The organism is Lactobacillus sp. XV13L, assembly GCF_059900875.1.
In genome coordinates, this window is sequence record NZ_JBWXGD010000001.1 from 50,103 (window position 1) to 61,695 (window position 11,593).

The 11,593-nt window shown below is 52.3% G+C and carries 12 protein-coding genes; 10 read left to right on the top strand and 2 right to left on the bottom strand.

Annotated features, from left to right (window positions below; translation table 11 throughout):
* Positions 1–119: 119 nt before the first annotated feature.
* The gene (gene clpX, locus AC2JF6_RS00260; RefSeq protein WP_500728737.1) at positions 120–1,397 is read left to right on the top strand and encodes an ATP-dependent Clp protease ATP-binding subunit ClpX; all 1,278 of its coding nucleotides are present in this window, start codon (positions 120–122) and stop codon (positions 1,395–1,397) included.
* Positions 1,387–1,971, top strand: coding sequence for a ribosome biogenesis GTP-binding protein YihA/YsxC (gene yihA / locus AC2JF6_RS00265; RefSeq protein ID WP_500728738.1), 585 nt, complete (start codon positions 1,387–1,389; stop codon positions 1,969–1,971). Before clpX ends, yihA begins: the two co-directional genes overlap by 11 nt.
* Before the next feature lie 31 nt (positions 1,972–2,002).
* Here the strand turns inward: yihA and AC2JF6_RS00270 are convergent, their stop codons facing one another.
* Entirely contained in the window at positions 2,003–2,131 is a 129-nt protein-coding gene (locus tag AC2JF6_RS00270; protein ID WP_500728739.1) for an SPJ_0845 family protein, read from the bottom strand.
* A gap of 199 nt (positions 2,132–2,330) precedes the next feature.
* Between AC2JF6_RS00270 and uvrC the strand changes: the two genes are divergently transcribed.
* The 8 genes from uvrC (at position 2,331) to AC2JF6_RS00310 (ending at position 11,337) form a co-directional block, all read left to right on the top strand.
* A complete protein-coding gene (uvrC, locus tag AC2JF6_RS00275; RefSeq protein ID WP_500728740.1) occupies positions 2,331–4,133 on the top strand; it encodes an excinuclease ABC subunit UvrC in 1,803 nt (600 codons plus the stop codon).
* A gap of 75 nt (positions 4,134–4,208) precedes the next feature.
* Positions 4,209–5,513, top strand: coding sequence for a GTPase ObgE (gene obgE, locus AC2JF6_RS00280; protein ID WP_500728741.1), 1,305 nt, complete (start codon positions 4,209–4,211; stop codon positions 5,511–5,513).
* 16 nt (positions 5,514–5,529) lie between these two features.
* Positions 5,530–7,449 carry an acyltransferase family protein gene (locus AC2JF6_RS00285; RefSeq protein WP_500728742.1) on the top strand — a complete coding sequence of 640 codons (1,920 nt, stop codon included), beginning with the start codon at positions 5,530–5,532 and terminating at the stop codon, positions 7,447–7,449.
* Positions 7,450–7,461: 12 nt separating this feature from the next.
* Entirely contained in the window at positions 7,462–8,403 is a 942-nt protein-coding gene (rnz, locus tag AC2JF6_RS00290) for a ribonuclease Z (RefSeq protein WP_500728743.1), read from the top strand.
* Positions 8,396–9,190 carry an SDR family NAD(P)-dependent oxidoreductase gene (locus AC2JF6_RS00295; protein WP_500728744.1) on the top strand — a complete coding sequence of 265 codons (795 nt, stop codon included), beginning with the start codon at positions 8,396–8,398 and terminating at the stop codon, positions 9,188–9,190. Before rnz ends, AC2JF6_RS00295 begins: the two co-directional genes overlap by 8 nt.
* A gap of 9 nt (positions 9,191–9,199) precedes the next feature.
* Positions 9,200–9,412, top strand: a complete 213-nt coding sequence (locus tag AC2JF6_RS00300) for a lipopolysaccharide assembly protein LapA domain-containing protein (RefSeq protein ID WP_500728745.1) — start codon at positions 9,200–9,202, stop codon at positions 9,410–9,412.
* A gap of 120 nt (positions 9,413–9,532) precedes the next feature.
* The gene (gene rpmF, locus AC2JF6_RS00305) at positions 9,533–9,724 is read left to right on the top strand and encodes a 50S ribosomal protein L32 (protein WP_500728746.1); all 192 of its coding nucleotides are present in this window, start codon (positions 9,533–9,535) and stop codon (positions 9,722–9,724) included.
* Between the two features lie 65 nt (positions 9,725–9,789).
* Positions 9,790–11,337 carry a bifunctional metallophosphatase/5'-nucleotidase gene (locus tag AC2JF6_RS00310; RefSeq protein WP_500728747.1) on the top strand — a complete coding sequence of 516 codons (1,548 nt, stop codon included), beginning with the start codon at positions 9,790–9,792 and terminating at the stop codon, positions 11,335–11,337.
* A 49-nt stretch (positions 11,338–11,386) separates the two neighbouring features.
* Here the strand turns inward: AC2JF6_RS00310 and AC2JF6_RS00315 are convergent, their stop codons facing one another.
* On the bottom strand, positions 11,387–11,593 hold the full coding sequence (locus tag AC2JF6_RS00315; protein WP_500728748.1) for a DUF2929 family protein: 207 nt from the start codon (positions 11,591–11,593) through the stop codon (positions 11,387–11,389).

Below are 11,593 nucleotides of genomic sequence, written 5' to 3' on the forward strand. Positions count from 1 at the left end.
CTGAAAATTTGAGTAAAAAGGCGGCTCTTTTAGCCGCTTTTTTATTTTATAAGCAAATAATGTAGGTGTGGCTTGCGATTTATGATAATCTTAGACTTGTAAATACGAGGAGGAATAGAATGGCATCACAGTTTACTGATCAAGAGGAGATTAAGTGTTCCTTTTGTGACAAAACGCAAGATCAAGTTAAAAAAATGATCGCTGGCAATGGCGTCTATATTTGCAATGAATGTGTCGCTTTATCCAAAAAGATCATAGATGACGAACTGCGCTCTGACTCATTAAAGAAGGCGCAGGACTTGCCCAAGCCAATGGAAATCAAGCAGGAGCTTGACCAGTACGTGATTGGCCAGGAACGTGCAAAAAAGATCCTGGCGGTTGCGGTATACAACCACTATAAGCGCATCAGCCAGATGGACGTGGATTCTTCGACGGAACTGCAGAAGTCCAACATCGCGCTGATTGGGCCCACCGGTTCGGGCAAGACGTACCTGGCCCAGACGCTGGCGCGCATCCTTGACGTCCCGTTTGCAATCGCGGATGCAACGACGCTGACCGAAGCGGGCTACGTTGGTGAAGACGTTGAGAACATTTTGCTGAAACTGCTGCAGAACGCCGACTACGACATCGAGCGGGCCGAGCGGGGCATCGTCTACATTGACGAGATTGATAAAATTTCCAAGAAGGCTGAGAACGTTTCGATTACCCGTGATGTCTCCGGCGAAGGCGTCCAGCAGTCGCTTCTGAAGATTCTGGAAGGCACGGTTGCTTCGGTTCCGCCCCAGGGCGGCCGCAAGCACCCGCAGCAGGAGCTGATCCAGATAGACACCACCAATATTTTGTTTATTGTTGGCGGTGCGTTTGACGGCATTGAGCAGATTGTCAAGACCCGCCTGGGCAAGAAGGTAATCGGCTTTAGTGCCGCGCACGAATTAAGCAAGGTGCAGTCCGATGACTGGATGAAGCACCTGACGACCGGCGACCTGGTCAAGTTCGGCCTCATCCCGGAATTCATCGGTCGTATTCCGATTATCGCCACGCTGAACAAGCTGAGCCGCAATGACCTGGTCAGGATACTGACCGAGCCCAAGAACGCACTGGTCAAGCAGTACAAAAAGCTGCTGGCACTTGATCAGGTCAAGCTCAACTTTTCGCCGGACGCACTCAATGCGATTGCTGATCTGGCCATTGACCGGGACATGGGTGCCCGCGGACTGCGGACGATTATTGAAAACGCAATGATGGGCATCATGTACAAAACGCCGAGCGACCCAGACATCGAGGAGGTCGAGGTTACCAAGGACGTAATTGACGACCTGGCAGAACCCAAGGTAACTTACCGCGAACCGACCGAAGACGAGCTAGGAGAAGAAGTAAAAACCGCAAATGATCATTAAAAACAGCGATTACGCAATCAGTGCCGTTAAAGAGGAGCAGTACCCCAAGGACAACCTGCCGGAGATTGCCCTGGCGGGCCGCTCCAACGTGGGCAAGTCGAGCCTAATCAACTCACTGCTGGGTCGCAAGAACCTGGCCCGAACGTCCTCCCAGCCCGGAAAGACGCAAACGCTCAACTTCTACATCATCAACCAGGACTTCTACCTGGTTGACGTTCCGGGCTACGGCTACGCAAAGGTCTCACAGGTGCAGCGGCAGCGGTTTGGCGAAATGATTCAGGACTACCTGGAATCACGGCCAGACCTGCAGGGCCTGATAATCCTGATGGATGCCCGGCACGAACCGACTAAGGACGACGTGACGATGTACAACTACGCACTCAGCCTGAACCTGCCCATTCTGGTCGTTTGCACGAAGATAGACAAGGTGAAGAAGAACCAGGTCAACAAGGTCCTGGCCAACTTAAAGAAGCACCTCGACCTGTCTTACGACAACGTTGAGGTGCTCACTTACAGCGCAGTCAAAAAGACACACGTCGCTGAAGTGTGGCAGTGGATTGAACAGTACCTATAATCAACAAAAATGACTCCCAACGGGAGCCATTTTACTTATCCTTATCTTTTTTGGTGCTGTTTTCCTTCTTGCCCAGCTTCTTTTTCTTGTCTTCCGGAACCGTGGCAAATTTGTCAAACAGCTTTTCCAGTTCGTCTTGTTTTTTAAAAGTTAAGCCCATAGTCAAATTCCTTTCTTTTTGTTAATTATAGCAAATTTGCGCCCGTTCACCAGGGAATAGTTAATTATTTCCCGGACAAGTTTAAATAATAAAAATTATGTTAATTAAATTCGGGAAGGGCGCGCAAAACGAGCACGGCTGCAATTACGCGCACGCATTTATGGTAAAATTGATAAAGCAAAAATGGGGGAGTGATTTTTTGGCAACCGAATTAATCGAAAACAAGTTGAAGCTTCTGCCCGCGAAGCCGGGCTGCTACCTGATGAAGGACGTTAACGGCAAGGTTATATACGTGGGCAAGTCCAAGAACCTCAAGAGTCGGGTTCGGTCTTACTTTAAGAGCAAGCAGGTCGGCCGACGGGCTGAACTGGTTAAAGAAATCCGCGATTATGACATCATCACGGTTTCAACGGATAAAGAGTCCTTCCTGCTTGAAGTCACGCTGATTAAGAAGTACCAGCCTTATTACAACGTGCAGCTCAAGCAGGGAACCGGCTACCCCTACATCGAGATTACAAACGAGCGCGATCCCCAGACTAAGCTGACCAGCATCGTCCGCAAGGACGGGGGATACTACTTCGGCCCGTACCCCAATGTTTACGCAGCCCAGGCAACTTTAAAGTTTATCCAGAAGATTTTTCCGCTGCGGCGCTGCAACGGCAGGCAGGGGCGACCGTGCCTGTACTACCACATGGGGCAGTGCCTGGGTGCCTGCTTTCGCTCCGTGCCCAAATCGGAATACGCGGCGCAGATTAAGCGGATTAAGGGCTTTTTAAACGGGGACATTGCAGAGGTCAAGCAGGACCTGACCGCACGGATGACGGCTGCCGCCCAGGCGATGGAGTTTGAGCGGGCAGCAGAAATTCGGGACCAGCTCAAGTACATTGAGGAAACGGTCGAAAAACAAAAGATCATTTCTAACGACAATACCCAGCGCGATATTTTTAACTTTTACGTGGACAAGTCATGGCTTTCCGTACAGATTTTCTTTCTGCGGCAGGCCAAGCTGCTGCGGCGGGAGACAAGAATGTACCCGCTGACTGATACTAGCGAGCCGGAGGATGCCTTTGCTTCTTTTATCGTCCAGTTTTACGGACAAAAAAACCGGGTACTGCCCAAGGAAGTACTCGTGCCCGCGGGGATCGACAACGAGGCGCTGAGCGAGGTGCTGAAGGTGCCGGTCAGGACGCCGCAGCGGGGGCAGAAGCGGTCCCTTTTGGAAATGGCCCGGGAAAACGCTAAGCTCAAGCTGGATGACAAGTTCCGCCTCCTCGAACTGGACAACCGCAAGACCACGGGGGCACAACAGGAAATCTTTGCTGCACTGGGTCTTCCGTACGGACACGTCATCGAAAGTTTTGACCATTCGCACATTCAGGGGGCAGACCCCGTTTCGGCACTAGTGGTTTTTAAGGATGGCAAACCGGATAAGAATTCCTACCGCAAGTACAAGCTGAAGGGCGAGGTCGAACACCAAAACGGCGGCGATGAGGTCAAAAACACGCGGGAGGTTGTCCGACGGCGCTACAGTCGCCTCTTGCGCGAACACCAGAAGATGCCCGACCTGATATTGATGGACGGGGGCCAGATTCAGGTGGATGCGTGCGAGGACATACTGCGCAATGAACTGAACCTCAACATTCCCGTGGCTGGAATGGTTAAGGATGACAAGCACCGGACCAACCACCTGCTATACGGCGACCCGATCAACGGCGTTCCAATGAAACTGATTCCGCTTGACCCGAAGTCACAGGGCTTCTACCTCATGACGCGGATCCAGGATGAGGTCCACCGCTTTGCCATCACCTTTCACAGGCGCACGCACGCCAAGAATGCACTGTCAAGCAAGCTTGATTCGATCAAGGGGATTGGCCCCAAGAGCAGAAACAAGCTGCTGCGGCAGTTTGGTTCGCTCAAAAAAATCAAGGAAGCATCTGTCGATGAATTGTGCGCGGTCGGATTGACCCTGCCGCAGGCCCAGACCGTCAAGTTGATGCTGTAAAGTTATCTTTACTGCGATTATCAGACCCGTTTGTGGTATAGTATTATGGTTAGAGAAGACGGAAGGAGATTGCATATGCCGACATTTGTCGATCAAACGAAGATTGAGGTCCAAGCCGGAAAGGGTGGCGACGGCATAGTTGCTTTCCGCCATGAAAAGTACGTTCCAAATGGCGGTCCCGCCGGCGGTGACGGCGGCCGTGGCGGCAGCATTATTTTTGTTGCGGATAGTGGGCTCAGAACCCTGATGGACTTCCGCTACCGGCGCAAGTTTAAGGCTGCTAACGGTGAAAATGGCCGGATTAAGTCGCAGTATGGCCGCGGGGCCAAGGACCTATACTTGCGCGTGCCCGTTGGCACTACGGTCTATGATTTCGATACTAATGAAGAAATAGGCGACCTTACTGAAAACAAGCAGGAATTAGTTGTTGCCCGCGGTGGTCGTGGCGGTCGCGGCAACATTCACTTTGCAACGAGCGTCAACACCGCCCCCGAGATTGCCGAAAACGGCGAACCGGGAGAAGATCGGGTCTTGCGCCTTGAATTGAAGGTTATTGCGGACGTCGGACTGGTTGGTTTTCCCTCGGTAGGCAAATCGACGCTTCTGTCCGTTGTGACCAAGGCCAAGCCGAAGATTGCGGCATACTCCTTCACCACGTTGACGCCCAACCTGGGGATGGTTATCCTGCCCGATGGCCGCGACTTTTCGATGGCCGACCTGCCGGGTCTGATTGAGGGTGCGAGCCAGGGCGTTGGGTTGGGCATCCAATTTTTGCGCCACATTGAACGGACCAAGGTCATCCTGCACTTGGTGTCAATGGATCCCGCAAACGGGCGAGAGGCACTCAGCGACTACCAGACCATCCGCAAGGAACTGCTTGAGTACGATCAGAACTTGAAAAACAGGCGGGAGCTGATTGTGGCAACGCAGGTGGATCTGCCCGGTTCCGCGGAAAAATTGGCTGGCTTTAAGGATGACCTGCAGCAGGCGGGGATAGACCGGCCGGTATACGCGATTTCCAGCGTGACCCACGAGGGCGTCGACCAGTTGATGCGGGATACGGCCACCGTTGTCGAGCAGGTTGAAAAAGAGCAGGTGGTCAAGGAAACCGCGACTAGTCAAACGGTTAAAGAATACAAGTACGCAGGACCGAAGAAAAACGAGTTCACGATTACGAAACTTGAGGATCACGTCTTTGAAATCAAGGGTGCAAGCCTCGAACGGCTGGTGCAGCGCACCAACCTGGACTACCATGATGGTGTTATCCGCCTTGCCCGCAAGCTTAAGAACCTGGGCGTAGACGAGGTGCTGCGTGAAAAGGGCGCTGTCGATGGCGATGACGTTATAATTGGCACATTCAACTTTGAATTCGTGCAGTAAAAAGAAAAGTTTAAAAATGGCAAAAAATCGGTTTATTACAGGATATTCTGGACTCAGAGCATTGGCAGTTATCGGGGTGATTTTATACCACCTTGACCCCAATACTTTTGTTGGCGGTTATCTGGGTGTCCCGATTTTTTTTGTCTTATCGGGCTACCTGGTGACGGGCCAGATGCTGCGCGCGTACCGGAACAATGGCTTCTTTGATTATAAAAAATTCTACTGGGGGCGGCTAAAGAAACTGTACCCGCAGATGATTGCTGTTCTCTGGCTGGCAGCGGCCTATATCCTGCTATTCCAGCGCAATTTGCTGGTTAAGCTGGACCAGATAGTCTGCACCAACCTGCTTAGTGTTTATAATTTCTGGCAGATTGCGAACGGGCAGAGCTACTTTGAACGCTTTGCCACTAACGAGTCGCCCTTCACCCACCTGTGGACGATGGCAATCAACGGACAGTTCTACCTGCTGTGGCCGTTAGTGGTCTTCTTGCTGGTGAAGTACGTCAAGAAGAGGGAAAACATTGCGCGGGTCCTGCTGGGCCTATCACTTGTTTCGGCGGCTGAAATGGCGCTGATGTACCTGTGCAAGGTTGATATTAACCGGATATACTACGGCAGCGATACGCGCTTCTTTTCTTTGGGCTTTGGCGCCGTGCTTGCCGTTTTGTGGCCGCTTGATAAGCTGCGGACGCACATCACGCAGCACGATGCGCGTTTGTTGGACGCAGGCGGATTGTTGGCCCTAGGCGGGATGCTCGTGCTGTTTTTCAGTTCGAGCATGAATCCAGAAGGGGCGTTTCCATACTACGGCGGGATGCTGCTTTTTACCCTGCTGACGGCGATCCTGGTGGGCGTGATTGCCCACCCCTGCAGCCACTGGAACGGGTGGCTGACCAACCCCGTGTTCAACTGGATTGGTTCACGGAGCTACGGGATCTACCTCTACCAGTTTCCCGTGATGATTTTCTTTGAGGATAAGGTGGCTGACCTGGCCGACCATGTGCTTTTGTACCGGACAATCGAGGTTGTCCTGATTCTCGGGCTCAGTGAACTGGCTTACCGTTTTGTTGAAAGGCCACTGAGCAGAATCACGTGGGCCAAGACCAAGAAGTATGTGGCCAGAGTTTTCGACGGCAAAACCAAAAACTACTTTCTTAAGGGGCAGGCCGTCCTTGCCGTATTGGTCATTGCAACCGGGAGCTGTGCGATACTGGCATCGCCGGCGGCCAAGGCGGAAGACTTTAACAAGTCGCAGCTGGCCCGCAGAATCAGCTCTAACAGCAGGCAGCAGGAGAAAAAGAACCGGAAATTAATTTTAAAGTTAAAAAAAGACAAGATAAAAGCGCAAAAAAAGGCTAAACTAGTTAAAGAGGCAAAACGCACCGCCAAAACGCACGCCGTTAACAAGGAGTTTTTGAGGTATGGGATCTCGCAGGTTGACCTGCAGCTGGCCCACAAAATCAGGCTCACAGCCATCGGTGATTCCGTTTTGGCCGGGTCGAGCAGCGATTTGACCCGCCTGATGCCCAAGGCGATTATCGACGCGGCCATTTCACGACAGGTGACTGCTGCCCTTGCCTCAATTACGGGGTATAAAAAGCAGCATGCGCTGGCACAGAATGTTTTGGTTGAACTGGGCACCAACGGGCCGTTTCCACTTTCCGATTTGGAGCACGTGATGGCCCAACTCGGGCCGAAAAGACGCGTGTTTTGGATTAATACGCGCGTGCCCACCCGGTCATGGCAGAACCAGGTTAACGCCCTCTTAGAGCAAGCGGCCAAGAAGTACCCTAACCTGGTTATCATTGATTGGTATGATTATTCCCAAAACCACCCCGAGTGGTTTTATAAGGATCAGACGCACCCGACGCCGGTCGGATCGAAGTATTACAGTGCATTGATCGTAAGAACGATTGTTGCGCACGCTAAGTATTAGAACAGGAGTCATATGGAGTTACAGTTTTTAGGCACAGGAGCAGGCCAACCATCAAAAAAGCGCAACGTTTCAAGCATTGCACTAAAGATGCTCGATGAGATCAATGAAATCTGGCTGTTCGATGTGGGTGAGGCCACGCAACACCAGATTTTGCGGACAAACATCAGGCTGCGCAAGGTGACCAAGATTTTCATCTCCCATAACCACGGTGACCATATCTTTGGCCTTCCGGGGCTCTTGGCAACAAGGTCGTTTCAGGGCGACGTCGGCCCCTTAACGATATATGGACCGCCCGGCCTGGAGCAGTTTGTGCGGACCGCATTAAAGGTTTCGCGGACGCAGGTTTCGTACCCGATCAGGTTTGTTAAGCTTGAAGAAAACGGCATCATCTTCCAGGGGCAGGGGTTCAAGGTCTACGCCGAAAAATTGGCGCACCGTGTCCCTAGCTTTGGCTTTCGTGTAGTCGAGGAGCCGCACCAGGGCGAGCTGTTAATGGATAAATTGGCGCGGTATAATGTACCTAACGGGCCGCTTCTGGGCAAATTGAAGAACGGTGAGCGGGTCGAGCTGGCCGATGGCACGATCCTAGATGGAAATGATTTTTTGGGGCCGAACAAGGCGGGACGGATCGTAACGATTATCTACGATACCCGGTCTACGCCGGCGATTGCCGAACTGGCACGCGATGCGGACGTGCTCGTCCACGAGTCGACCTTTGCGGGCGACGAGGCGGACATGGCGCACTCTTACTATCATTCCACGGCCCTGGAGGCCGCGAAGGTGGCACGCGCTAGCGGCGTCAAGCGCCTGTATTTGAACCACATTTCGGCCCGGTACCTCGGGTCCAAGGCCAAAAAACTAGAAGAGCAGGCAGAAAAAGTTTTCCCCCATACAAAGTTAGCAAATGATTTTGACCGGGTCGTAATTCCAATGGAAGGTGAAAAAAATGAGTGATTCTTTAAGGGACAAGGTTGTTGTTGTAACGGGTGCATCTAGCGGCATCGGCCGTTCCATTGCCCTGGAAAGCGCCGGCCGGGGCGCTACCGTTATTCTGGTTGCAAGGAGCCGGGACAAGCTTGAGCGCATTGCGGCCGAGGCGCACGAAATGTCTGGTGCGCCGACCCACGTTTTTGCGGCTGACATGAGCGACAGCGAAGCAATCGAGACAACCTTCAATGGCATTGTCAAGGTGACCAAGCACGTCGATTACCTGGTCAACTGTGCCGGTTTTGGTAAGTTTGGCAGCTTTGTCGAAATGGACCGGCGCCTGGTTACGGCGATGTTTCAGGTCAACGTCTTGGGGCTTATGTACTTCACGCGGCTGATTGGTCGCCTCATGATGGACCAAAAACACGGCCAGATTATTAACTTTGGCTCGATTGCAGGCAAGGTGCCGACCGCCAAGTCGGCCGCGTACAGTGCCTCCAAGGCTGCCGTCATTCAGTTCTCCAACGTTCTGCGCCTAGAACTCAAGCCCTTTGGCATCAAGGTGATGACCGTCAACCCGGGCCCCGTTTACACCAACTTTTTCAATATTGCGGATAAGAGCGGCACCTACGTTGAAAACGTCCAAAGGTTCATGCTGGATCCGGACGACGTTGCCTGGCAGGTTGTGCACTCCTTCGGCAGTAGTCGGCGTGAACTCAACTTGCCGCTCAGTCTGGCCTTTCTGGCTAAACTGTATAATTTGTTCCCAACAATCGGCGATCAAGTGTCACTCAAGTTTGCGTCAAGAAAGTAGGAAAGTGCAATGAAGAATAAAGCAAGTCAAGCAAAACTGGTGGTCACGCTGCTTCTTACCCTGCTGGCGGTGATTTTTGTCGTCCTCAACACCGACACCGTGGCAATCAACTTCGGTCTCTTCAAGTTTAAGCTGCCACTGATTATTATTTTGGTTTTGATGCTCATTATCGGCGTTTTGATCGGCTGGTTCTGGGGGTCAAGCAGACACAATCAGGAATAAGAATGACTATAGAGCTTGATTTATTCGCAATCAAATAGTATCATTAACAAGCGTGAAGTGTTTACGGGGCATTTTTATGCCTCCCAGAAACACAATTCTACAATAAAGGAGATCAAGTAAATGGCAGTTCCTAAGAGACATACTTCTAAGCAAAAGAAACGTTCACGTCGTGGTCATATCAAATTAGCTGTCCCAGCAATGCACTATGATGCAACTACTGGCGAATATCGTTTGAGCCACCGTGTATCACCAAAGGGTTATTACAAGGGTCGTCAAGTTGTTAGTGAAACTAATGGCAGCGACAACAATTAATTAAGAGGCACCGCGTTTGGTGTCTTTTTTTTGCCAAAATAAGTTTTACCAGGGGAAAAGCAATAATGAAACTAGTCTTTTTGAGTACCAGCGATATTCACGGTTACATCATGCCCACCACCTACGAGGATAATTCCAGCTATAATGCGCCGTTTGGTCTGAGCCGGGTCAGCAGCATAATCCAGGCTCAGCGTGCCGAGTATGGGGCGGACCACGTTGTGGTAACCGATAGCGGCGACTGCCTGCAGGGTTCCCCGCTGGCCGAATACGTTCACGCTACGGGCGAGCGGGGAAATTTGCGGGCGTTTACGGGCCTTTATAATGCCGTTAGCTATGACGCGCGCTGCTTGGGCAACCATGATTTTAATTTTGGCCTCAGCTACCTGAACTACTACGTCAAACACAGCAGTGCCCCGATTTTAACCGCTAATATCTTGGATGGTGCGACTGGCCGGCCGGCCCTGGGCCAGGCGTACCGGATAATTACCAGGAGCGGAATCAGGATCGGGCTTCTAGGGCTTACCACGCAGCGTGTGCCCGTGTGGGAGCCCACTGAGAATGTTGCGGGGCTGAAGTTTGCCTCCGCTTTTGCACGGGCAAAATACTACGCCAAGGTGCTGCGCCCGCGGGTTGATATCCTGGCCGTCATCTACCACGGCGGTTTTGAAGCCGACATTGAGAACGCGCTCGAAACGGAGCCGCCCACCGGTGAAAACGAGGGCTACCGCATTTTAACGGAGATTCCTGAGGTCGACGTCATGCTAACCGGTCACCAGCACCGCAGGCTTAGCGCGGTCAAGCGGGGCACGGCCATTGTCCAGCCCGGTTACCGTGGCGAGGCGGTCGGCAAGGTTGTGGTGGACATTGACGAGACGACCAAGAAAATCCGCTCAATGTCGACCGCGCTGCTTGATGCCAGTGGCAGCAAGCCCGATAAGGGGGTTGCACGTCTGGGCACAGGCCTGAACCAGGCAACGCAAAAGTGGCTCGACCAGCCAATTGCCCGTCTGGATAAACCCGCACCAATCGGAAGGCCGAACCAGGCACGCATTGAGGGTGCCCCCTTCATCAACCTCCTGCAGCAAATGCAGCTCTTTTTCACGGGCGCAGACATTTCGGCGACCGCGGTCATGAGCGAGACGGCCCCGGGGTTTAAGACGACGGTCACGATGCGCGACCTTATACTTAACTACCCGTACTCTAACCAGCTGTGCGTGGTAAGTGTGACGGGCAGTGAACTGCGGCGCATTATTGAGCACAGCCTGGCTTTTTTGGAAAAAAACGAGCGGGGCGGGGTGGACTTTGCGCCTAAGTGGCGTGACCAGCTCTTTAACTTCGACGTTTTTTACCCGCTGGTCTATGAGGCCGACGTCGCGCGGCCCGTAGGGCAGCGCCTGACCCGGCTGGAATTAAACGGGCGGGGACTAGAAGATAGCCGCACCTACCGCCTGGCCGTCAACAGCTACCGCGCTTGCGGCGGGGGCTTTTACCCCGTATACGGTCCCAGTCGGATTGAAAACATCATCGACAAGGACTACATTCAGATGTTTAAAGAATACCTGACCGCGCCCCACGTCAAAGTTGACGAACGCCGGAACTACCATTTTGAATAACAAAAAACCGCTAGCAGGAGACCCGTTAGCGGTTTTAATTTGCTTTTATTTACTTGAGTTTGGCATACTTGCTGTCGTCCTTAACCGAATGAGCGGTAATCGTTGGAATAATGGCCGCGAACACAACGCCAAAGACCACCCCAACAATCGCAGCTTCACCCAGGTTAAAAACGTTTTGCGTTAACGGTGCGGCGATAAAGCCCACAATCAACATGTAAACAACACTCCAGCCAACAGTCACAATATAACGACCCAT

Coding starts and splice junctions, on each gene's coding strand:
- AC2JF6_RS00285 (WP_500728742.1), top strand. CDS start 5,530: ATGGCAAAAAATCGGTTTATTACAGGATATTCTGGACTCAGAGCATTG.
- AC2JF6_RS00315 (WP_500728748.1), bottom strand. CDS start 11,593: ATGGGTCGTTATATTGTGACTGTTGGCTGGAGTGTTGTTTACATGTTG.
- AC2JF6_RS00310 (WP_500728747.1), top strand. CDS start 9,790: ATGAAACTAGTCTTTTTGAGTACCAGCGATATTCACGGTTACATCATG.
- rpmF (WP_500728746.1), top strand. CDS start 9,533: ATGGCAGTTCCTAAGAGACATACTTCTAAGCAAAAGAAACGTTCACGT.
- obgE (WP_500728741.1), top strand. CDS start 4,209: ATGCCGACATTTGTCGATCAAACGAAGATTGAGGTCCAAGCCGGAAAG.
- clpX (WP_500728737.1), top strand. CDS start 120: ATGGCATCACAGTTTACTGATCAAGAGGAGATTAAGTGTTCCTTTTGT.
- AC2JF6_RS00295 (WP_500728744.1), top strand. CDS start 8,396: ATGAGTGATTCTTTAAGGGACAAGGTTGTTGTTGTAACGGGTGCATCT.
- rnz (WP_500728743.1), top strand. CDS start 7,462: ATGGAGTTACAGTTTTTAGGCACAGGAGCAGGCCAACCATCAAAAAAG.
- yihA (WP_500728738.1), top strand. CDS start 1,387: ATGATCATTAAAAACAGCGATTACGCAATCAGTGCCGTTAAAGAGGAG.
- AC2JF6_RS00300 (WP_500728745.1), top strand. CDS start 9,200: ATGAAGAATAAAGCAAGTCAAGCAAAACTGGTGGTCACGCTGCTTCTT.
- AC2JF6_RS00270 (WP_500728739.1), bottom strand. CDS start 2,131: ATGGGCTTAACTTTTAAAAAACAAGACGAACTGGAAAAGCTGTTTGAC.